Annotated in this window: 18 protein-coding genes and 1 pseudogene; 7 read left to right on the plus strand and 12 right to left on the minus strand. The window is 61.3% G+C overall.

The features are described 5' to 3' along the window. Positions 1 to 14: 14 nt before the first annotated feature. Both QMK32_RS17340 and QMK32_RS17345 read right to left on the minus strand, forming a co-directional pair. Positions 15 to 881, minus strand: coding sequence for a DMT family transporter (locus QMK32_RS17340; protein WP_283476377.1), 867 nt, complete (start codon positions 879 to 881; stop codon positions 15 to 17). Beyond that, positions 878 to 2,173: a DEAD/DEAH box helicase gene (locus QMK32_RS17345; protein WP_283476378.1), complete on the minus strand. Its 1,296-nt coding sequence runs from the start codon at positions 2,171 to 2,173 to the stop codon at positions 878 to 880. Before QMK32_RS17345 ends, QMK32_RS17340 begins: the two co-directional genes overlap by 4 nt. A gap of 138 nt (positions 2,174 to 2,311) precedes the next feature. On the opposite strand from QMK32_RS17345, the gene QMK32_RS17350 reads away from it, so the two are divergent. Beyond that, positions 2,312 to 2,812: a DUF4262 domain-containing protein gene (locus QMK32_RS17350; RefSeq protein ID WP_283476379.1), complete on the plus strand. Its 501-nt coding sequence runs from the start codon at positions 2,312 to 2,314 to the stop codon at positions 2,810 to 2,812. Between the two features lie 90 nt (positions 2,813 to 2,902). Here the strand turns inward: QMK32_RS17350 and gnd are convergent, their stop codons facing one another. The 4 genes from gnd to QMK32_RS17370 form a co-directional block, all read right to left on the minus strand. Further along, on the minus strand, positions 2,903 to 4,354 hold the full coding sequence (gene gnd, locus QMK32_RS17355) for an NADP-dependent phosphogluconate dehydrogenase (RefSeq protein WP_283476380.1): 1,452 nt from the start codon (positions 4,352 to 4,354) through the stop codon (positions 2,903 to 2,905). Between the two features lie 195 nt (positions 4,355 to 4,549). Then, complete coding sequence (locus QMK32_RS17360) at positions 4,550 to 6,211, minus strand: DEAD/DEAH box helicase (RefSeq protein ID WP_502943662.1); 1,662 nt, start codon at positions 6,209 to 6,211, stop codon at positions 4,550 to 4,552. Positions 6,212 to 6,490: 279 nt separating this feature from the next. Next, on the minus strand, positions 6,491 to 7,453 hold the full coding sequence (locus tag QMK32_RS17365) for a M56 family metallopeptidase (protein ID WP_269305898.1): 963 nt from the start codon (positions 7,451 to 7,453) through the stop codon (positions 6,491 to 6,493). Positions 7,454 to 7,479: 26 nt separating this feature from the next. Next, entirely contained in the window at positions 7,480 to 7,896 is a 417-nt protein-coding gene (locus tag QMK32_RS17370; protein ID WP_269305897.1) for a BlaI/MecI/CopY family transcriptional regulator, read from the minus strand. Positions 7,897 to 8,093: 197 nt separating this feature from the next. Here QMK32_RS17370 and QMK32_RS17375 point away from each other — a divergent pair, with 197 nt between their 5' ends. Further along, complete coding sequence (locus QMK32_RS17375; protein WP_283476384.1) at positions 8,094 to 9,395, plus strand: alpha/beta hydrolase; 1,302 nt, start codon at positions 8,094 to 8,096, stop codon at positions 9,393 to 9,395. A gap of 104 nt (positions 9,396 to 9,499) precedes the next feature. Next, positions 9,500 to 12,034: a bifunctional lysylphosphatidylglycerol flippase/synthetase MprF gene (locus tag QMK32_RS17380; RefSeq protein ID WP_283476428.1), complete on the plus strand. Its 2,535-nt coding sequence runs from the start codon at positions 9,500 to 9,502 to the stop codon at positions 12,032 to 12,034. On the opposite strand, the gene QMK32_RS17385 is transcribed toward QMK32_RS17380, so the two are convergent. The 3 genes from QMK32_RS17385 to QMK32_RS17395 all read right to left on the minus strand — a co-directional run bounded on the left by QMK32_RS17385 (position 12,031) and on the right by QMK32_RS17395 (position 15,469). Beyond that, on the minus strand, positions 12,031 to 12,897 hold the full coding sequence (locus QMK32_RS17385) for an ABC transporter ATP-binding protein (RefSeq protein WP_269305895.1): 867 nt from the start codon (positions 12,895 to 12,897) through the stop codon (positions 12,031 to 12,033). The genes QMK32_RS17380 and QMK32_RS17385 overlap by 4 nt on opposite strands. Continuing rightward, the gene (locus tag QMK32_RS17390) at positions 12,894 to 13,889 is read right to left on the minus strand and encodes a FecCD family ABC transporter permease (RefSeq protein WP_502943663.1); all 996 of its coding nucleotides are present in this window, start codon (positions 13,887 to 13,889) and stop codon (positions 12,894 to 12,896) included. The genes QMK32_RS17385 and QMK32_RS17390 overlap by 4 nt, the downstream gene beginning before the upstream one ends. 104 nt (positions 13,890 to 13,993) lie before the next feature. Continuing rightward, entirely contained in the window at positions 13,994 to 15,469 is a 1,476-nt protein-coding gene (locus QMK32_RS17395) for an iron chelate uptake ABC transporter family permease subunit (protein WP_283476386.1), read from the minus strand. Between the two features lie 200 nt (positions 15,470 to 15,669). Between QMK32_RS17395 and QMK32_RS17400 the strand changes: the two genes are divergently transcribed. From QMK32_RS17400 to QMK32_RS17410, 3 genes are all read left to right on the plus strand, one after another. After that, on the plus strand, positions 15,670 to 16,431 hold the full coding sequence (locus QMK32_RS17400) for a hypothetical protein (protein WP_502943665.1): 762 nt from the start codon (positions 15,670 to 15,672) through the stop codon (positions 16,429 to 16,431). 289 nt (positions 16,432 to 16,720) lie between these two features. Beyond that, entirely contained in the window at positions 16,721 to 17,122 is a 402-nt protein-coding gene (locus tag QMK32_RS17405) for a PaaI family thioesterase (protein ID WP_269306090.1), read from the plus strand. A 99-nt stretch (positions 17,123 to 17,221) separates the two neighbouring features. Beyond that, positions 17,222 to 17,605 (plus strand): ArsR/SmtB family transcription factor, encoded by a 384-nt coding sequence (locus QMK32_RS17410; protein ID WP_283476387.1) that lies wholly within the window; start codon positions 17,222 to 17,224, stop codon positions 17,603 to 17,605. Positions 17,606 to 17,633: 28 nt separating this feature from the next. On the opposite strand, the gene QMK32_RS17415 is transcribed toward QMK32_RS17410, so the two are convergent. Beyond that, positions 17,634 to 19,022 (minus strand): NAD(P)/FAD-dependent oxidoreductase, encoded by a 1,389-nt coding sequence (locus tag QMK32_RS17415; RefSeq protein WP_283476388.1) that lies wholly within the window; start codon positions 19,020 to 19,022, stop codon positions 17,634 to 17,636. A 198-nt stretch (positions 19,023 to 19,220) separates the two neighbouring features. Further along, positions 19,221 to 20,018, minus strand: coding sequence for a HugZ family pyridoxamine 5'-phosphate oxidase (locus QMK32_RS17420; RefSeq protein ID WP_502943666.1), 798 nt, complete (start codon positions 20,016 to 20,018; stop codon positions 19,221 to 19,223). Positions 20,019 to 20,120: 102 nt separating this feature from the next. On the opposite strand from QMK32_RS17420, the gene QMK32_RS17425 reads away from it, so the two are divergent. Further along, positions 20,121 to 20,366 carry a hypothetical protein gene (locus tag QMK32_RS17425; protein WP_283476390.1) on the plus strand — a complete coding sequence of 82 codons (246 nt, stop codon included), beginning with the start codon at positions 20,121 to 20,123 and terminating at the stop codon, positions 20,364 to 20,366. Here QMK32_RS17425 and helR read toward each other — a convergent pair. Continuing rightward, positions 20,363 to 22,231 (minus strand): annotated as a pseudogene (gene helR, locus QMK32_RS17430) (RNA polymerase recycling motor ATPase HelR); the annotation flags it as partial. The gene QMK32_RS17425 and the pseudogene helR overlap by 4 nt on opposite strands. Between the last annotated feature and the right edge of the window lie 121 nt (positions 22,232 to 22,352).

Genomic DNA, 22,352 nt, shown 5'->3' on the forward strand with positions numbered 1-22,352 from the left:
GGTCAGCGTACCCGTTATTGCGCAACAGGGTGTCCGGTGACCTTTGCTTGCGCTCGCGAGAGGGCAACTGTTGCAACGACCATCACTGTCACGCAGACCGCTATGACCACCAAGGAGAACGCGTCGTCGCGAATGCGTTCGTCCAGGACGGTGATTCCGAGAAACGCGGCTCCGAAAGGTTCTCCGATGGTGATAGCCGGAAGTGAAGCAGACAACGGGCCGGACTGAAAGGCGCGCTGCTGGAGGTAGAAGCCGAGGATTCCGCACCCGACGAGTGCGTACGTCTGCCAGGCAGTAACTGCTTTGGCAAGATCGGTTCCTAGAAGATCGGTGACGTACTTCGTCAACGCCACGGCCATCCCGAAGAGCAAGCCTCCGGCCGCGCCCAGAAGCAGGGCCCGCCAACCCGGGTTGGTCGACAACAATCCAGCAAGTGTGGCGGCCAACACGAGGCCCGATGCAATAGCCAACGGAATCATCCACTCGGAGAACGGCGCATCGGAGTTTCCCTCCGTCGGGTCACCGACGACGATGAACACGATGAGAGCTATCGCCAGCGCCACCGCCCAGACCCATGACGAACGGGTCATCCGGTAGCCGGCGAATTTGGCCGACAGAGGCAATGCGAACAACAGCATGGAGACGATCAACGGTTGCACGATGAGGACCGAGCCGGCCCACAGTGCGGCAACCTGAAATCCGTAACCCCCGACGTCGCCGCAGAGACCGGCCCACCACCGTGGGCTTCGGAGGAGCGTGGTGATCAGCGATTGGCCCTCGGGCACAGCTGCGGCGGCACTTTGTTGGGCGACCGATGCGCAAGCGAACAGGAAGGCGGCAATCAGTGCCAGCACGATCGACAATATCGGAAGTCCGTTCATCGTCGACCCGATCGACCTGGCTTGTCCCGGGTACGCCGAGGCGCCGAGCGTTTTCGGCGATCGACCTCGCGTGTGCGCCCGCTCTGGTCGACTGTCGGTGTCACTTCGACGATCGGTGATCCCGGAGGTGCCTGCGCACCCGTGGCTTTGGACAGTGCTGGACTCGACGCCGTCACATCGGTGAACTCGGCCATGATTCCAGCCTCGGCTGCAAGCGTCGCGACGTGCGATTTTTGGCTTTCGGTGACAAGCGTGACGACGGTGCCGATCTCGCCTGCACGCGCCGTACGTCCGGCGCGATGCGTGTAATCCTTCGCATCGGCCGGCGGGTCCACGTGCACGACCAAGGTGATTCCGTCGACGTGCAGGCCGCGGGCCGCGACGTCGGTGGCGACCAGGACAGGAACGGAACCATCCGCGAATGCAGCGAGAGTTCTCGTTCGATTGGCCTGAGATTTGTCACCGTGCAAGGCCAGTGCAGGCACGCCCACTTCGCGCAGGGACGCGGTGAATCGATCCACTGCATGCTTGGTGCGCAGAAAGATCATAGTTCGCCCTGTTCGCGCCGCGATTCGCAGTGCAATCGAATTCTTGTCGGTGTCGGCCACTCGGAAGAAGAGGTGCCGCATTGTCGCCTGGGCGAGTGGGGGTGGCTCGGCGGAGTGAATAGCGGGGGAGTCGAAGTACCGCTGCACCAGGTCGTCGACATCTCCATCGAGGGTCGCTGAGAACAGCATGCGCTGTCCACCTCTCGGGGTGCGGTCCACAAGCTTTCGCACCTGGGGCAGAAAGCCGAGATCGGCCATCCGGTCAGCTTCGTCCACCACGGTGATGTCGATGTCTGCGAGCGAGACAGCAGCGTGCTGGATGAGATCTTCGAGACGTCCTGGGGTAGCCACAACGACGTCGACACCGCGCATGAGGCGTTCGGATTGGCGCTTGATCGGCACCCCGCCGACGATTCCCATTACTCGGACGCCCAACGCGAGTGCCGGTTCCTCCAGCGCCCGTTCGATTTGCAAGGCCAGCTCGCGTGTCGGGACCAGTACCAACCCGCGGGGACACTTCGGTCGGCTGCTCGCACCCGACAGTCGCTGGAGCATCGGCAATCCGAAGGCAAGGGTCTTCCCTGATCCGGTCGGAGCGCGACCGAGAATGTCTTGTCCGGCAAGGGCGTCGGGGATCGCTGCCGTCTGAATGTCGAAAGGAACATCGATACCGATCCGACGCAGAGCGTGGACCAGGACAGGTCGGAGCCCCAAATCGGCGAACGACGTTTCGGAACGGGGCATAGCAGAACAGTACCGCCCGGGGAGTTTCTGTCGGTGCCATAGGCAATCATTCTCGATACGAACATACGTTCGATGCAGTAGATCCGGCCGGCTTGTTCGCTGCTGGATCTCGACAAGCTTGGGGGAGCTATGTGTGCGATGTGTGACGGGCAGTCGATGGCGGACTACGTGCGAAACGTGCACGGCCTGGTGGACCGCCACGGCTGGGCTTTGCAGTATGTAAATTCGGAGGTGAATTCGAACTTCGATCCGGACAATGCTGGGGTGATCGAACCGGCTTTCTGCTACACAGTCGGTTTGACGGCCCTCGGACACCCCGAGTTGATCGTGACGGGGCGATCACCCGGGGAATCTGCCGCCGCGTTGAACACGCTGGCGAGGCGGGTGATACTCGGAGGTCGGGCGTTCGAGTCCGGCATGGAGTGCACGGCAGCTGGTTTCGAATTCCACTTCGTCGACGTGACGTACTGCGACGAGTGGCTCCTCATGGCCTCGGAGGTGTACCGATCAGATCGGATCCGCGCGGTCCAGGCCGTGTGGCGTGACTCCCAGGGGGACTTGCCATGGGAAGGCGACGTGTCGTCGACGATCGTGCAACCCATCCTCGGAACACCGTTGGGCTGGGGTCTGTACGACTGAATCCGACATTCGGATCATGTTGGGCGACGGTGCGATGGCAACCATCGACAAGTGGTTGCCATCGCACCCTACGGCCGTGTTCGGTTTGATTCAGGCTTGAACTTCGCTTCGGTCACCGCTCCAGAGCGTGTGGAACTTGCCCTCGGAATCGATGCGCTCGTAGGTGTGCGCGCCGAAGAAATCTCGCTGGCCCTGCGTCAATGCGGCGGGGAGCCGCTCGGCGCGAAGTGCGTCGTAATACGCCAGAGAAGAGGCGAACGCGGGCACCGGAATGCCGAGTGACGCCGCGGTGATGACGACTCGACGCCAGCTGTCGATTGCGTCTTCGATCGCGTCACGGAAGTACGGCGCGAGAATCAAGCTCGGAAGCGAGGAATTGTCTTCGTACGCATCTTTGATTCGGTTGAGGAAGCGCGCACGGATGATGCAGCCTCCGCGCCAGATCGTGGCGAGATCACCCGGGTGGAGGTTCCAGTCGTACTCGGTGCTGCCAGCCGCGATCTGATCGAAACCCTGCGCGTACGCAACGATCTTGGACGCGTACAACGCCCGACTGATGTCGTGCGTGAACTGCTCGGCATCAGTCGGCTTGTCTGCGAGTACGCCCGACGCCAACCCGACAGCCGCCTCGCGCTGCGCGCGCGAGCCGGAGAGTGCGCGTGCAAACACGGCTTCGGCGATCCCGGTCACCGGCACACCGAGGTCGAGAGCGGCCTTGACCGTCCACCGGCCGGTGCCCTTCTGCTCGGCTGCGTCGACGATGACGTCGACCAACGGCTGGCCTGTTTTCGCGTCGACCTGTCGAAGGACCTCTGCTGTGATCTCGACGAGGTAGCTTTCGAGGTCACCCTTGTTCCACTCGGTGAATACGTCCGCAACCTGGGCGGGTGAGTAGTCCAGCGCGTCACGGAAAAGGTTGTACGCCTCGCCGATCAACTGCATGTCGGCGTACTCGATGCCGTTGTGCACCATCTTGACGAAGTGCCCGGAACCGTCCGGGCCGATGTGCGTGCAACACGGTGTTCCATCGACCTGTGCCGCAATGGATTCGAGGAGCGGGCCGAGTGCCTTGTAGGACTCGACTGGACCACCGGGCATGATCGACGGACCGTTGAGTGCGCCTTCTTCGCCACCGGAGATTCCCGCGCCGACGAACAGCAGTCCACGCTCCTTCAGTGAAGCTTCGCGTCTGATCGTGTCTGTATATAGTGCGTTTCCGCCGTCGATGATGATGTCGCCCTGTTCCATGGCACCGGCAAGTTCTTCGATCACAGCGTCGGTCGGCTCACCGGCTTTGACCATGATCAAGACTCGGCGAGGCTTCTGCAGTGCGGCGACGAATTCTTCGATCGTCTCAGTGCGAATGAACTTGCCTTCGCTACCGTGCGCTTCGATGAGTGCATCCGTTTTGGAAATGCTGCGATTGTGAAGCGCAACCGTGTGTCCGTGATGCGCGAAGTTCCTGGCGATGTTCGAGCCCATCACTGCAAGGCCGGTGACACCGATCTGGGCGAGTTCTGACGAGTCCACTGCTGAGGTCATGAGTACAGCTTTCCTTGCCGAGCGCACAAACGAAAGCCAGGCACGCGCATCGCGTCGATCGAGTCAGCGAAATTTGGTGCCCGACAGAGCTCAGACGGGTGCAGCAACCAAAAATGGAGGGCACTGCTTCTTGCGAAGCAGTGCCCTCCATTATCGAATGAACTGAACCGTCGACTGAACTGAACCGATCAACTATCAGTGATCGCGCGCAGGCCCATCGAAGCCGTCGTACGAGCGGCGATCGGTGCGGCTACGAAATCCGCTTGTCTTCGACTCTTCGCAGACGAATGTCGACTGCGTGCGGGGGCGGTCGCCCTGGTAGCCGCCCGAACTCGGTCGGTCGCCCTGGTAGCCGCCGGTGCGGGGTCGGTCACCTTGGTAGCCGCCCGAACTCGGTCGGTCGCCCTGGTATCCGCCGGTGCGGGGTCGGTCGCCCTGGTATCCGCCGGTGCGGGGTCGGTCGCCCTGGTAGCCGCCGGTGCGGGGTCGGTCGCCCTGGTATCCGCCGGTGCGGGGTCGGTCGCCCTGGTAGCCGCCCGAACTCGACCGATCGCCCTGGTAGCCACCCGAGCGAGGGCGGCTGTCGCGCCGGTCCCTCGGCGCACTGCTTTCGGCGCGCAATGGGTCGCCCGTGGGCTTCTTCGCTCCGGTAATGCTGTTGAGCTCGGCCGAGCCTGGTGCGACGTTGACCGAAGTTGCCTTGACTCCAGCCATTCCGGTCAGACGCTGAACCTGTCGACGCTGGTTCGGCAGGACGATCGCAACGACTGTGCCCTTTTCGCCTGCACGGGCGGTACGGCCCGCGCGGTGAAGGTAGTCCTTGTGATCTGCGGGCGGATCGACGTGAACGACCAGATCGATTCCGTCGACGTGAATTCCACGGGCCGCGACGTCCGTTGCGACCAGAACAGGCGTGCGCCCGGCCTTGAATCGCTCGAGGACGCGGGTGCGCTGGTTCTGGGCCTTGCCGCCGTGGAGAGACTCTGCGGCGATGCCAAGAGCGCGGAGGCGGTCGGTGATGCCGTCGCATCCAAGTTTGGTCCGAGCGAACATGATCGTCCTGCCCTCGCGCGCACCGATCTCGGAGAGAACTACATCCTTTTGGCCGCGATCGACCATCAGCATGTAGTGATCCATCGTGTTGACGCTGGCCTTGCCGTCCTGCGTCGAGTGCTCGACGTGATCAGGAAGGAACTGGCGAACGAGTGACTGGACTTCACGATCGAGGGTGGCGGAGAACAGCATTCGCTGTCCATCGGCCGGAGTGTCCGCCAGAACGGCACGCACCTCGGGAAGGAATCCCATGTCGGCCATCTGGTCGGCTTCGTCGAGGGCAGTGATCTCGATCGAGTCGAGAATACAGGTGCTCTGGCGTAGGTGATCGGCAAGACGCCCTGGTGTCGCGACGAGAACATCGACTCCTCGGCGAAGCTGCTCGACCTGCTTGTTGAACGGCGTGCCGCCAACCGCAGCAAGCAACCGAAGACCCTGCGCATTGGCGTAGGGGAGCAGGGAGTCCACGACCTGGAAAGCAAGCTCACGGGTCGGAACCAGCACCAGCGCACGAGGACGCTTGGCGGCTGGCCTGTCTGTGTGCTGTGCGAGGCGAGCAAGAATTGGTAGACCGAAGGCCAGGGTCTTGCCCGAGCCGGTCTGTGCACGTCCGAGGACATTCTTCCCGGCAATCGCATCGGGGAGTGCTTTGGCCTGAATCGGCGAAGGCACGGTGATGGAGTTGCGGGCCAAAGCGGCCACTACCGCCTCGGGGAGTCCGAGCTCGGCGAAGGTGACGACCGTGGTCGGTACTTCTTCTGCGGTGGGTGTTGTTGGTGTACTAGTCGAAACAGCGTGAGTCACGCAGTTGAACCTCTCCGGATTACGGGCACGCCACGAAGCCACAGCTGAGAAAGACCCGCAGGAGAAGGGCACATAAAACAGCTAGATCACATAGAGACGAGCCAGGGCACTGTCACCTGGCCATCCTTGCGCAGTTGATCTTCGCGCAGAGTGGGGCTGTTTGTGCCTTATCGAATTACTAGGCCGCGATGGCGACCTAGGACTACTGTACGCGACCGGTCTTCGATTCATCGACTCGAAATATGTGAGCTGTCCTACTCCCGAGAGCGAACGACACGGCTAACTCGAGCCGAGTAGCCGACCGAGCTCGTCGAGCCACGGCATCGCGACGAAAATAGTCGGCAGAACCAAAATGATCGCGGCGGCAAGGTACGCCGAAATGCTGATGCGGATATCGGTACGAGGACCACCGAGACGTCGCACTCTGATCAGGGTGCTCGGGCCGCCTGCCGCAAGTGCACCACGCGGAGCGGTCGATCCGGCACACGTCACGAGTGCCCGAGCCAGCGGTGTCGGCCCGGTGACCTTGACGGCAGAGTCGTCGGCCAGCAGTTCGACGAGCAACTGCACGCTACCGAGAGCGGATCGACTTCGGACGATGCGTGGAAAAGCCTCGTTGACTGCCGTGAACGCCTCGAGGACGAGATCGTGACGAGAACGTAGGTGTGAGCGTTCGTGACTGAGGATTGCCTTGATCTCGAACCTGTTGAGATTGGTCAACACGCCCTCGCTGAGCACCACCCGTTGACGAAGACCTGGTAGGCAATAAGCGATCGGTTCTACGGCATCGAGGACACGTACATCCGCGTCTCGCACGCCTGGGAACGGCCGATCGGAGTCGCTGCTGCGGTCGAGCAGGTCGACCAGAATGCGATGGCGTGCCCGCCGACGCCGTGTTCGCACGAATACTTGGACGAAGGAGAACATCAGTTTCGCACCGATGCTCAGGGTGATTGCCAGCACCACCACGTACAGAATCCACAGTGGCAGGCCAAGTGCTTCGATTTCGTCAGTCGGAGCTGTGGTTGGACGGCCGTCCGGACCGGGGACCAATAACAGGCCACCTATGGCCAGACCCGAGCTGAACGCCGAGAGCACCGCAGCGATAGCAATCGCTTGCCATAGGACAAGAGCTGCACGCGGCGCGCGGTAGGGCCATGTTGCACGAGAGAACACAGCAGGAACGGGACCTGCAAGAAGTAGTGCGAGTACCGCGAAAACCAGCGCAGTGGTGGAGTTCAATGGTCCTCACTAACCGATGGCAGGGGTCAATCGGATTGCGGCGCTCCGACATGTGACGTCGAATGTACATCCGATTGTGCCAGTTCCAGAGCCGCTAGCGCTTCTCGGAGGGCCGCTGCTTCGTCTGCCCCCACTTGGCCTACGAAGTGAACCAATGCTGCTGCTCGTCCACCGGACTTGGGTGCTTGCGCTAGAGCGTCCACCATAAGGCTCGCAACCAACTCGTCGCGGCTGTGAAGTGGGGCATAGCGGTGTGCGCGATCATCGCGCTGCTGAACTACCAGCTGCTTTTTGGCAAGCCGCTGGAGCACGGTCATCACCGTTGTGTACGCCAGTTCACGATGTGCGGCGAGCGCTTCGTGCACCTGTCGAACAGTCTGTGGCTCCGTGGAAGCCCACAGATGATCCATTACTGCACGTTCGAGTTCGCCTAGACCTGCCATTCTGACGAGTCTACGGGTAGTGCGACACAAATGCGTACTACTCCATGTAGTAAATCTATGATCTGAATTGCAGCGTGGTCGAACTTGTTGCGTGGCGAATTCATCGACAGTCCCAATTTCGTACCCCGACATGCCTATTCTGCAGTGGTGTCAGAACTTCATCGGAGTCCGGTCTTCGACGTGCTGGAGGGGGCGGAGTGCACTCGATCTTGTCTCTTTCGCTGATCAGCGGCACCACGCCGATCTTGGTATCGATCCTCGGCCTCCTCGGTGCCTTGTGGCTACTGGCGTCGAGGCGCAGGTGGTATCTCCTGCGAGCAGTACCGATCGCACTCGTCGTGGCATCGGTCTTCGGGTTTTCTCTCTATTACGTCGTGGAAAAGGTGTGGCGGCCGTTTCCGGATCCGATCGAGGTCGAGATCTACTTATGGATCGCGATCGGAACTGCCGCACTGCTGCTCGTGGTGCCCAGAACCATGGTGGCGTCGGGATTGTTGGGTAGAGCGACATCGATTCTCGCTGCGCTATTGGTCGTTCTTGCGGCGTCCACGCAAGTAAACCTGGTGTTCTCGGCGTATCCCACTGTTGGCACAGTGTTCGGGGTCGATTCGGCCGATCGGATCTCCCTCGCGGATCTTCCCGGTCCAGAAGTCGGCGTGGTCACCGGCGATCCACTCGACACGTCCTGGCGTCCTCCGGCCGACATGCCAACTGCCGGCAAACTGACCTCGGTGGCGATTCCGGCAACTGCCTCGGGATTCAGTGCGCGAGATGCACAGGTGTACCTGCCGCCGGCCTATTTTGTCGATCCGCGCCCACTGCTGCCGGTTCTGGTGCTCCTGGCCGGCCAACCGGGGGAACCCGAAGATTGGCTGAACGGGGGCAAGCTGATCGAAACGATGGACGCATTTGCGCGCGATCACGACGGTCTTGCACCGGTGGTCGTGGTGGCGGACGCCACTGGGTCGGCCCTTGCCAATCCGCTCTGCGTGGACTCGGCCCTCGGCAACGTTGCGACGTACCTGGCCAAGGACGTACCAGATTGGTTCACATCCGGACTCCAAGTCGATTCGAACCCGCGCACTTGGACGATCGGTGGATTGTCGTACGGCGGTACGTGCTCGCTTCAGATGGCAACAAATTTTCCTGATGTCTATCCGACATTTCTCGATCTGTCGGGCCAGCTCGAGCCGACGCTCGGCGATCGAAACCGAACAGTGAACGAAGTGTTCGGGGGGAACGAGGCCGCATTCCTAGCAGTGAATCCGATGGATTTGCTGAAGACGAGGCAGTTTCCCGATTCTGTTGGCGCATTCGTCGTCGGAGCGGACGACAACGACTACAAACCAGGACAGAAGACGGTGTACGAAGCCGCTCAGGCAGCAGGAATGGATGTCCGTTACTCCGAGGTGCCGGGTGGTCACAGTTTCGCCGTCTGGTCCGAAGGTCTCAAAGAGCAATTGCCGTGGCTGATGCAGAGAGTGGGACTGATCTCGTGAGCAAGATTTCCGAAGGAAACCAACAGGTCCCATCCAAAGATGCGACGGCACCGGACACGACTCCTGCGACCCCGTCTTGGTTCGATCGGCGACGACTCCGAGCAGTGACCGCGTGGCACAAAGCGATAAGACAACTCGTGCGACTGCGGGCGCTGATCGTATTCGGTGCCAAGGGAGCGCCCGTCAGCTTCGGATTGCTGACCGCTGTCTTGATATTCGGCATTCTCGGGGCGAGCCTCGGGCGCAACATGATTCATCGTGACTTCGCCGTCGGGATCATGCCGTTCGAGGAGTTCCGGGTATGGACAGCGTTGACTTCCGGGCTTGTCGCGCCCGGTGTCCTTGGGTACGTGGTGGCGATCGTTGCGATCCTGGTGGCCGCCGCTCCGATCGAACGGAGGATAGGTTCGGTCAAGTTTGCAATAGCTGCATTACTCACTCAGGTATTGGGTGCATTGCTAGGCCTCGGAGTCGCAGCCTTGGCCAAGATGTTCGACGCGGACTGGGGTTTTCGGCTGCATGTCGGAACCGCTATCGGGCCTACGACGTGGATCGTGGGTGTCGTCATGGTGGCAAGCGCTCGCATGGACACCTTGTGGCGACGTCGTATCCGCGTGGGATTGTTCGCGTTGTTGGTCACGCTGGCGCTGTTCAGTGGGCATTTGCAGGATGTCATTCGCCTCGCGTCCGCTGTGGTCGGATTGCTGCTCGGTCCCGTGATCGTGGGGAGGTCTGCGCGGGGTCCGAGGCTCGCCGGCACGCAGCGCGAAGGTCGTGTGCTCGTTGCGCTCATCGTGGCTGCAAGTGCGCTCGGTCCGGTCATAGCTGCATTGAGTCCTGACGCCGTCGGCCCGTTCGCGGTGTTACGCGACGTCGTGCGTGGGGTTCCGTACACCGCCGCCGAGGTGCGCGAAATCTGTGCCGATTCACCTACGGATCCGGAATGTCGTACCGGCCTTCTGGAGTTGCGGTTGGGTGGAGTGGGACCGACGATACTCTCGCTGATGCCATCGATCTTCTTGCTGTTTCTGGCAGACGGGCTGCGGAGAGGTCGGAAATTCGCTTGGACCGCAACAGTTTTCGCCCAGATCGTACTGTTGATCCTGTCCGTGGCCAACTTTGCGATCAGATTCGTGGAATCGGGTGACGACGAGTCGGTCTTCTACGGTCTGGAGTCGCCGACGGCGTACCGCACGATTGTTCCGTTCCTGCTGCCCCTTGCGGTTCTCGTTCTTCTACTGTTGACGCGCAAGTTCTTCGACGTCTCAGCGCCGAAGGGGACGCACCGCACATGGGGCTTCGCCGTCGTCGGATCGGCAGTGGGTCTGGCTGTTCTGTACGTTCTGGGCGGCCTCGCGGCGCGCGGGGGATTCGACAACGAACCTTCGATCCTCGGATTGCTCGCGGACTTCCCGCAGAGGTTGGTGCCACCGGTGTATCTCCAGTGGCTCGAGCCACGGTTCTTGCCCGAGAGCATTCCGACCACGTTGCTCTTCGAATGGACCGGGGTCGTGTTCTGGGCTGCACTGTGCGTACTCGTCCTCAATACCTTTCTCACCCCTGCGTACGGTGTCGATACCGACGCCACCGAACGGGCCAAGGAATTGCTGACAACCAGCAGTGGCAGCGCGCTGTCGTGGATGACGACCTGGCGTGGCAACAAGTACTGGTTCTCACCCGATGCGCGGAGCTATGTTGCGTATCGGGTCATTTCCGGCGTAGCCCTGACCACCGGCGATCCAGTAGGGCCACGAGAAAGACTGCACGACAACGTCGTCGACTTCGCCGAGTTTGCTTCGAAGAACGGATGGATTCCGTGCTTCTACTCCGTGACACCTCAGGTGCGGGAGATCACCGACAGCATCGGGTGGGGTGGCATTCAGGTCGGCGAGGAGACAATTCTCGACCTCGAGAATCTTGCATTCACCGGTAAACGATTTCAAGACGTCCGGACGGCCTTGAATCGTGCAAAGAAGGCGGGTGTGGTCGCGGAGTGGATCAGCTTCCCCGAAGCTCCACTTGCCATCACCGACCAGATCACAGCGATCTCGGAGGAATGGGTCGCCGATAAAGGGATGCCCGAAATGGGCTTCACACTCGGAGGCCTGGAAGAAGTCGACGATCCACACGTCCGGTGCCTGATCGCTGTGGACGAGCATCGGACCGTTCACGGAATCACCTCATGGATGCCGGTATACGAGAACGGCGAGATCGTCGGCTGGACTCTCGATTTCATGCGTCGCCGCGCTGAAGGTTTTCGACCTGCGATGGAATTCCTCATTGCATCGGCCGCTCTGCTCCTCGAGCAAGAGGGTGTGAGATTTTTGAGCCTGTCCGGTGCACCCCTGGCCAAGATCGACGACGGCCGCGGCGCGGAAACGTCGGCCGATGCGTCGACCTTCTCGACTCTGCTCGACCGCTTGCTCGACGTGCTGGGCAGGACCTTGGAACCGGTGTACGGATTCAGGTCTCTGCTCGCCTTCAAATCGAAATTCCAGCCGAGGTACGAGTCCATGCATATGACCTTTGCCGATCCAGCGGCATTGCCGAGCATAGGAAATGCGGTCGGTCGGGCGTACCTCCCCGAAGTCTCGCTGGGGCAGGGCTATCGACTGGTCCGAACGATGATCGAGCGTTAGCTCTCCGAGGAGAACGAGGTCGTTACGACCGCTTCCCTGTGTGGGCCGCCTACGGCGCCGTAGACGTGTCGAGTACCGATAGGAACGATGAGGGGGCGATCGGAAACCGGATCTTCGATCACCCTCGCTTCGAGGCCGAACACGTCGAGTAGAAGCTTTTCGGAGATTACGTCCTGGGGGCGACCCGCTTCGACTATCTTGCCCTGTGACATGACGATGATCTGGTCGCTGTAGCGAATGGCCAAGTTGAGGTCGTGAAGCACCATGATCACGGTGCGGCCCAGGTCCTCGTGGAGTCGGTCGATCAAGTCGAGAACCTCCAGCGAGTGAGCGAGGTCGAGGTAAGTGGTTGGTTCGTCGAGCAGCAGAATGTCCGTGCCCTGTGCAAGTGCCATGGAAATCCAAGCCCGCTGGCGCTGACCACCGGACAGTTCGTCGACAGGACGATCGGCCAGATCACCGACTCCGGTCAGCTCGAGGGCGTTCGCGACCTCCGACTCGTCGTCCGAGCTCCACTGTCGAATCCAGGACTGATTGGGGTGGCGACCCCGTGAGACGAGGTCGGCGACAGTCAAGCCTTCCGGCGCGACCGGTGCCTGAGGCAGCATCCCGAGGACCCGCGCGACGTCCTTCGTGCGCATCGACGAGATCGCTTTTCCGTCGAGGACCACCCTGCCCGACTTCGGTTTCAGCAACCGGCCGAGTGCGCGCAACAAAGTTGATTTGCCGCACCCGTTGGGACCGATCACCGTGGTGATCACACCGGTCCGAACCTCCAGGCCGAGATTCTCGACGACGATGCGGTCTCCATATCCGAGGGTGAGATCCTCCGCGACGAGACGTGGCAGATCGGTGGCGGTCATGCGGAGGCCTTTCGATTACTTCGGACTAGAAGGTACAGAAGGAACGGTCCGCCGAGTGCGGAGGTCACGATGCCGACGGGAAGCTCTACCGGCAGGATCGTTCGCGCTATGAGATCGCTGCCGACGACGAGTAACCCACCCAGGATCGCCGACGCAATGATCGGCGGACCGGGTGTTCTCAGTAGCCGCAGTGCGATCTGGGGGGCTGCCAACGCCACGAATCCGATGGGGCCGGCAGCGGCCGTCGCGATGGCCGCGAGCGCTACCGCAGCGAGAAGCATTGTTGCCTGACGCAATTGCAGTCGCACGCCGAGGGATCGGGCGTTGTCGTCGCCGAGGCGGAGAGCGCCGAGGGTGAAAGTCGACATGACGGTCAGGCCGCCGACAACGAGTACCGCGCCCAGGACCGGCCACACCGAACTCCAGTCTGCACCGTTCAGCGAGCCGTTGAGCCACAGCTGAGCTCGGGACACGTCGTTTATGTCGGCACTGATGAGAAGCCATCCGATCGACGCTGTCAGCATGGCATTGATAGCGATGCCGACGAGTATCAACCGAAATCCCTGGACGCCGCGCTTCCATGCGAGTGCGTAAATGACCACCGCGGTGGCGATTCCACCGATGAGCGCAGCGAGCGGCAACCCGAGGGTCGCGAGTATGCCGGCGAAGGTGCTACCGCCACCGAGGACGATGAGCGCGACGGCTGCCGCGCTGGCGCCGGCGGTGATACCGAGAATATCTGGACTTGCCAGTGAGTTTCGCGAAATGGATTGCGTCACAGCACCGGACATACCGAGTGCCATCCCGACGAGCACCCCGGTAAGAGAGCGCGGCAATCGTAAGTCCATCACGATGAATCGTTCGATTCGGGTGCCGCCACCGAGCAGCACGTCGATGACGTGCCCTATCGACAGGGGGAAGTCTCCCCGTCCGATGTTGAAGCACACCACCAACAACAATGCCGCCAACAGAACAAGATTGACGAGGACCATGAAGGGACGCCGTACCAGCGATAAGCGACCGATCCGGAATCCAGGCCTGGACGGAACTGTCAGCCTCGTTGCCTCCGCGGACGTGGTATTCGATTTCACTATGGTCACAGGCTCGCCAACTTTCGTCGACGGACCAGCGCAATGAAGAACGGGGCGCCGAACAGTGCGACGACGATACCCACTTGTAGTTCGCCGGGGCGCACGACAACGCGTCCGATGACATCTGCAATCAGAAGCATCACGCCGCCCATCAAACCTGCGTAAGGGACCAGCCATCGATAGTCCGGTCCGGTGACGACGCGGGCAACGTGTGGCACTACCAGTCCGATGAACGCGATCGGTCCGCACGCAGCCGTCGCTGCACCCGTAAGCAGCGTAATGGCGATGATGCCGACAGTTCTGCTGAGTGCGATGTTGACACCCAACGAGCGTGCGACGTCCTCGCCGAGGCTCATGACGTTGAGGCCCGGAGTACTGGCGAGAGCGATGACCACGCCGAGCACGAGAAACGGGAGAACCTGCCAGAGGACGTCCAGCCCTCGGCCGGCAACCGAGCCCACCGACCAGAACCGGTAACCGTCCAAGGTTGTTTGGTCTATCAGCACCACTGCATTGGTCATGGCTGCCAGGAAGAACGCGACCGCGGCACCCGCGAGCGCAAGATTGAGCGGATTCGCCTTCCCATTCCCGATCGAGGACAACCCGAATACCACGACGCTCGCTAGCGCCGAACCGGCAAAGGCGAACCAGAGATACTGGCTGGGGGAGTTGAATCCGAACAGGTAGATGGCGAGCACGACGAAGAAGGCTGCGCCGGCATTCAGACCCAGCAACCCGGCGTCGGCCAGGGGGTTCCTGGTGTGGCCTTGAATCAAGGCTCCGGCGATCCCGAGCGCGATTCCGACGACAAGCGCTAGGAGGGTGCGCGGGAGGCGCAGAGTACGAACGATGATGTCGGTATCGGTGCCAGTCGAATGCACCAGTGCATTGCCGATCTCCTCGAATGTCAGCGGCCTCGCTCCGATGGCGATGCTCGCGAGAATCGCCGCTGCCAGCGCGACGGTCAGAACGAGAAGTCCGATCAGCCTACGTCTACGGATGGCCTGCACCGAGGTGTCGCGCGTGACGGGTGCGAACTTTTCGGCGTATGCGGTCTTGTCGCGTACCACCTCAGTGCTCGAGCGGCCGAGAGCGAACTGCCTGCAGAGTCCCCGACGGACACCGATCGGTCTTCCGGTCGAGGAGTCGCGGACTACGAGTCCGGTCCATCGCCTGCCAGTGCTCTGACCGTCGCGCCCGGTGCGAAAACCCTGATTCCACAGCAGCAGCCCGATTGCAACGATCACCGAGATGGCTCCGAAGACGAACCTGTCCGCCTCACCACCACCATTACCGTCGCGGAGAGAATCGACGATCGACCACCCGATGCCCACAGGTAGCAACACGATCGCAAGGTCGACGATCGCTGCCACGACGCGAAGAAACCACGGGGCAGGGCCGCGTGGGATCTCCTCTCTCGAAAATTCGACGTCCGATGGTTGACGGGGAGTTTTCGATCCGAGCGATGGGGCCGTCGTCACAGTTGTTGTGACTCCTCACTTTGTTTGAAGTACCGCTGCTTAGGTTACGGAACCCTTCCTCGATCCGTGCGTCCGGGAAGGCTAGCCAATCCGTACAGGCGAAAAATGATGAAGACGCGCTGGCGACCAGAGGTATTGGTTAGGCTAACCTACAATGCAAATCACTAAGGGTTGTATCTTTCGAACAAGGGAGTGTTCTGGTGTCAGTTGCAACAAAGACGTCCGATGCCTGGGCCGATGTGCATCGTTCGCTTACGTGCAGCGACGACGTCGGTCCACTGGGCGCGGCCAGCGTCGGTCTTCGTGCGTTGAACTCGGACTATCCCCGCATGTATGCGGTTGCATCGATGGCAAACGAGGCCAAGCGTCGCTGGTGGCAGTTGGCAGCAGGCCTCGAAAGAGGTCGAGTAGAGCAGATGATCACTCGCTCCCTCGATGACGTGAAGACTCCCGAGGTGGCAGCTGTTCAGGTGGCAACCGCGTTGATTCATGCAATCGTGGGCCGCGTCGTCGCGCTTTTGGTTCTTCAAGGGCGGGCGTGGGATCCGGGTATCGACAATCTGTGGATTCACATGGACAGCGACGGCGGAATCGACTGGGCAGGGCTTACCTCACCCGTATTGAGAGTCTTGCCCGGCGACAGCCTCGATGGAGCTTCGGGGACGGTCACTCTCCCCTGCGAGGAAGCACTGCTGATCTGGACGGCTCACCGATGCATCACTTCCCTCGATGTAGTTGCCCGGGCGATCGCTGATCGTGCGCCCCTCAACTTGCGGGTCTTCTGGTCGTTGGTGGGCGATGCAGTGCTCGGTGCATCGACACACGTGCCCATGTTGTCTGGATCGCTCGGAGTATCGAGTGCTCGTCGCGGTCAGGATCTTCTCGACGCTTTCGTTGCTGCCGGTGTTCCGGTTCGTTCTCGTCCGGCATCGATCGGGCGACTTCGCTTGCGCTCCTCGTGATTACCCCTTGCCGATCGAATAAGGATAGCCTAGGCTTACGTTGAACTAACGGACCGCGCCGGAGTCCTGAGGGCTGCAGTGACTCCCGGTCCTTGCCGCGGCGGGCCCCACATCCATTCGGACGTGGGGCCCGCCGATTTTTCTCGGCTGGGTCTCGTGTAGTCCTGGTGAGATCACACGCCGCTCGCCACGCGCGGCCACGACACCCTAGGAGGGCCTGATGAGCCAGACCGAACCGAAGGAAACAACTACCTATGACACGAATGTCGATCCAACCGACATCACCGAGATGGTCGCCCAGGGTTTCGACGGCACCCTGGGACTCGAGTATCTCGAGGTCTCCGGTGATCGAGTCCGTGCTTCCTGGGATGTGACACCCAAGCTGCACCAACCAGCCGGGATCATGCACGGTGGGGTTCTCTGTGCCGTGGTCGAGTCGCTTGCCAGCATCGGCGGAAGCGTGTGGCTCGGCGACCGCGGACACGTCGTTGGCGTCAACAACAACACGGACTTCCTCCGCGCAACGCGTTCGGGACAACTCACCGGCGTTGCCACGCCGGTCCATCGGGGCCGCACTCAGCAGATCTGGCAGGTGGACATATCCGACGAAGCCGGAAAGCTTGTTGCGCAAGGCAAAGTTCGACTCGCCAATATCGTCGACACGGCAATTCTGGGAAACGCCGCGACATGAGCTTGCAGGTGGACTGTCGGCGCGGGGCGAACGCTCGTGTCTGCGCTGCGTTCTCGCGTCGATGACACTCCTCGGACTCGACGCACTACCGTTGCGATCATGAGTGAAACGGCCGGCAGCGGTATGTCGTCGCCGGGGGCCGGAGCCTTCGATCCCGAACACGTCACCCAGGCGCGTGCCGCAATCGATGCAGTCGACGACATCGGGGTGTGGGTCCAACGCTTCGACCTGTTGGGCGATCCGACCCGGCTCCGCATTCTGCTGTGCATGCACAGGGCGCCAGGTATTTGTGTCACTGACCTGGCGTCGGCGCTGGAGATGACGCCGACCTCCGTCTCGCACGCACTACGCCTTCTTCGCAACGAGGGATGGGTTGTCGTTCAGCGCGAAGGCAAGAAGATGACCTACAGACTCGACGACGACGTCGTGCACGGCATGTTGCACCAACTCGGCGCCACCCATGCACGAGATGTGCACGAATGACGCCGAGTGATCAGCTTCGGTAAAGCGGTCAGCCTGCGGCTTTCTCCTCTTGCTTTTCAACCCTCTTCGATGAGCGTTTCGATTCCATCGAGTTCAATTGTTCGATGGCCAATCGTGCAAACACCTGCTGCTCGGTAGACGCCATCTGCGCACGTCCCTTCCCGAGGAAGGTGACGAACCAAGAAATGACCGTGGTGATGCGGCTGCGGTAACCGACCAGGTAGTACAGGTGCAACGCAAGCCACATGACCCAAGCGATGAAGCCGCCGAACTCGAACTTTCCGACCTTGGCGACGGCGTTGAAACGCGACACCGTGGCCATGGACCCCTTGTCGAAGTATTTGAACGGCTTACGCTCTGCAGGATCAGCACCGGTCAGTGACGCCTTGATCTGCTTGGCGGCGTAGTTGGCCCCCTGGATTGCGCCCTGTGCCATACCGGGAACATCTTCGACGGACATCAGGTCGCCGACCACGAAAACATTGGGGTGGCCTTTGACTGTCAGGTCGGGTTCGACGATGACCCTCCCCGCACGATCGGTCTCGGACCCGGACTGATCAGTGAGTTGCTTCCCGAGCGGGCTGCCCTGCACTCCGGCGGACCAGACCTTGCACTGTGCGTCGATGCGACGGGTCGTACCGTCCTTTTCCTTGACGGTCAGGCCGTCGTTGTCCACGTCGGTAACCATGGCGTTGAGCTGAATCTCGACGCCCAGCTTCTCGAGACGTGCTGCGGCTTTCTGGCCGAGCTTTTCGCCCATGGGCGGCAGCACGGCCGGGGCGGCATCGAGCAGAATGACACGCGCATCACGGGGGTCGATGTTCCGGAATGCACCGTCGAGGGTGCGGTCTGCCAATTCTGCTATCTGACCGGCGAGTTCGACTCCGGTCGGTCCGGCACCGACAACCACGAAGGTCATCAGACGGTCCTTCTCTTCCTGATCGTCCGACAATTCGGCCTGCTCGAACGCGCCGAGAATACGACCACGAAGCTCGAGAGCGTCGTCGATCGTCTTCATGCCAGGCGCGAACTCGGCGAAGTGGTCGTTGCCGAAGTACGACTGCTGCGCTCCGGCCGCGACGATGAGGCTGTCGAAGTGGGTGACGGTGACCCGTTCGAGAAGCTTGGAGGTGACGGTCTTGGCCGTCAGATCGATGGCTAGAACGTCACCGAGGAGTACTTCAGCATTCTTCTGCTTACGCAGGATGACCCTCGTCGTGGGCGCAATCTCGCCCACGGACAGGATGCCGGTGGCCACCTGGTAGAGAAGAGGCTGGAATAGGTGGTGGGTGGTCTTAGCGACCAGAGTGACGTCGACGTCGGCCTTCTTGAGTGCCTTGACGCCGAACAAGCCACCGAATCCGGAACCGATGACAACGACGTGATGACGCTTCGATTCGACCGGTTGGATGCTCATTAACCTGCTCCTAGAGATTTGAGATGTACCACAACGGTAACGGTCCGGGTTTGGGGTGTCTCGGCAAGGTTCCCATGTCGGAGGCCGAATCGGGTGCTGGCATCACGATTAGTGCCACTGACCAGGGCAAGTGATCAGTGGTCGACTGCGAAACCCGACACCCTTGCTTCTGTATCGCTTCAGAAGCACGTCATCGGATCACCGGGCGCGAGCGCGCTGTGCCAGTTCCACTGTTGCTGCGCGTAGGTCGGCAAGGGCTGTAATCGGTTCGGCATATGCAACGCGAGTGGTCGCCTTCCCACGCGGAGTGAGCACGGCGAGGTCGAGTCCGTACCGGTCGGCCGACATGACCGTACTTTCCGTGGCATCCGGGTAGCCGCCGATAGCGCGCGCCATTGCCAGTAACGATTCGCCGTGATCCTCGTTCAAGTGTGTGAGCGCACCGGCGGCCTGCGTTGCCACCGGGTCTGCTGTCGCATATGAGTAGTCGTCACCGAGTGCAGAATCCATCCGGCCGTATCCGCCTACCCAGCGGACTCGATTCACACGCAGAATCCACACCGAGAAGTCGCTGTAGTCGATGTAGTACTTGGCGGCGGGGACAGCCGATAGATGCGCCTGCCGCGCAGCGGCCATCTCATCTCCAGATGGTCGTTCCACCACGCCTGCCAAGGTGATCCTCGACGTCGCGAGCGGATCGGTGACCGATGCCGGGGAGACCACCGACAAACTCGCCCTAGGGTCGTGATCGAGGTTCCGTCCGTGCTCGGCCATGTTCGAAACACACAGAACCGGTGAGCCTCCCATTAGGCCATAGGTGATGTAAGACGCCCACGGGTCGCCCTCGACAGTCAAACTTGCGAGGGTGCCTGTGTTGGTCGATGCTGCGACGGTTCGAGCCTCTTCGGCTGCCGACATCCGTCGGGCAGGCTCGAAGGCGCCAAATGGGGGAGGGACGGAAGGAGCGTCGCCGGGATCGCCATGATCGAGTGCCATCATCGCAGTCTACGTAGCGTGCTCGGTCATCGTGAACGTTCGTGTGGCCCAGGCGACTCGGAAAATTCGTTTCGCCGCGCGAATCGCGGGCATACTCTTCCGGTGATCAAGGTAATGCGCACGAACCGAACGGTCCGGGCTGTGGTGGCTGCGATGGGGTTGTTCGTTGTGGTAGCTGCGATATGGGCGGGTGTCGGATATGTATATGCAGATGACCACAAGACCATGTCCGCGACCACGGTGGGGCTTTGTGTCCTCGCACTCGGGTGGTTGGTGATTCTGGGGGCCTTCGGCATCAAGTTCGGTCGCTTGCGGGCTCGACGACGTAAGAGCGAACACGACGGCTAGCTCACGAGCACGACCAACTTTTGCGTCGCACGCGTCATCGCGACATAGCGGTCTACCGCTCCCTCTGTGTCTGTACCGAATGCGTCGGGGTCGATCAGAATCACGAGATCAGATTCGAGGCCCTTGGACATTTCTGGAGTCAGCACGCGAACGCGTCAATTCGCCCGGAGTTCGATACTGCCGGTGGCATCGACGCTGATGATGCAGACGATCCCTTCGGTGTGCTGGGCCAACCATGACTCGATAATCGAAGTCAACTCTGACGTGTGTCCGTGCACGACGGGGATGCCGCTCCGACGAATGGAGGTCGGCACGTTGGCGTCCGGCAGAACGGTTCGAATGATCGGTTCGGCTTCCGTCATGATTTCCTCGGGTGTTCGCTAGTTGATGGTCAGCGACGCCACCTCGACGTGTTCGAACTCGACTCGTCGCAGCCGCTCCTGCCACGACTCCGTGAACCCTCGGCGAGCTTGGGCGCGATCTCCGACGATGGTGAAGCTCCGGGATGGGCAGCGCGACAACAACATCTGCCACTCCGGATCGGTCAGTTCTCGAGCTTTGTCGACCACTATGCGCGCGAACGGACCTGCTAACGCGGCGTGACCGCTGTCGAGGAATTCGTCATCGTCAAGGACCACGTCGTCGACGAGGGCATCTCGCATGCCCTCTTGGCGAAGCTGGGCGATCATTCCTTCGTCGTCGTCCAATCGAAGTAGCTCGTCCAAAATCTGGTCCATCCGCTTACGTTCGGCCGCTGCGGCTGCAGTTCGGCGGCGGCGCCGGAGGGACAGGTTGGGGTCGCCGAGGCGCCTACGCGCGGCATCGAGGAGAGGAAGGTCCGAGACTGTCCAACCCTTGGGGTTCGGACGCTGCAGTGTTGTGATGTAGTCCTCGCTGAGCGAGGGTGCACATGTCCGAAGGTAAGCGGGTACCGACCACAGATCTGCGACGAGGTCGGCGGCTTCGACCAAGATCCACGCCTTCTCCAGAGCAGCACGCAACTCTTCGTTCTCGTGCAACGACCTTCGGATAGTCGTGACCGAAGCTTCACCGTCGTATTTGTCGGTCAGGATCGTGAGAAGCAACTCCCAGACTTGTTCTCGGGCCTCGTTGTGCGGAATGCCAGGTTCGGGTGCACCGAACGCTTCGACCCAGTCCTGGGGACCGATCCAAAGATCGGCCCAGTCGGTCTCGACGGTCATTCCGGTGGTCGGTGGCTGCTCGTAGAATCCGACGGCCGACTCGATGGCCGTCACGAGATGTCGCGACGCTTTGAGGCGGGCGATCGAAGCGTCTACCTCGAGTGCGGCGGACCCACCTTCCGGCAGGAAGTCCCGCAAGGTGCAGATGTGGACGCCCTCCTCACCGAGGCTCGGTAGGACGTCGGCGACGTAGGTCAGGTAGGGCTCGTGCGGCCCGATGAACAGCACACCACCTCGATGGCGACCGACCAGGGCGTCGGCGTACAAAAGGTACGCGGCACGGTGTAGAGCGACGACCGTCTTCCCCGTGCCTGGACCCCCGTCGACGACGAGCGCACCGCGCGATCCTGCTCGAATGATCGCATCCTGATCGGCTTGGATCGTCCCCAGCACATCGCGCATCCGGTGCGACCTGTCGCTGCCGAGACTCGCTATGAATGCCGAGTGATCGTCGAGTGCTGCGTGCCGGCGCACCCCATTCTCGCTTTCGAGTTCGTCAGCAGTGAAAACCTCGTCCCAATAGTCGCTCACACGGCCACGAGTCCAGCGATACCGACGCCGACGCGCCAGCCCCATCGGGTTGGCCTGTGTTGCGCCGAAGTACGGCTCGGCTGAAGGGGAGCGCCAGTCGGCGATCAACGCGTGGTGGGCTTTGGCGATGAGTCGATCCGAGAGATCGAAGGCACTTTCGGTCACAGGGCTCACGCTGCCGCCTCCCACGGCTCGATTCGCGATGGGATCGAAGTAGGTGGTAAATCCGGCACAGGTAGATACATGAGTTTCC

This window comes from Rhodococcus sp. H29-C3 (assembly GCF_030063405.1).
GTDB lineage: Bacteria > Actinomycetota > Actinomycetes > Mycobacteriales > Mycobacteriaceae > Rhodococcoides.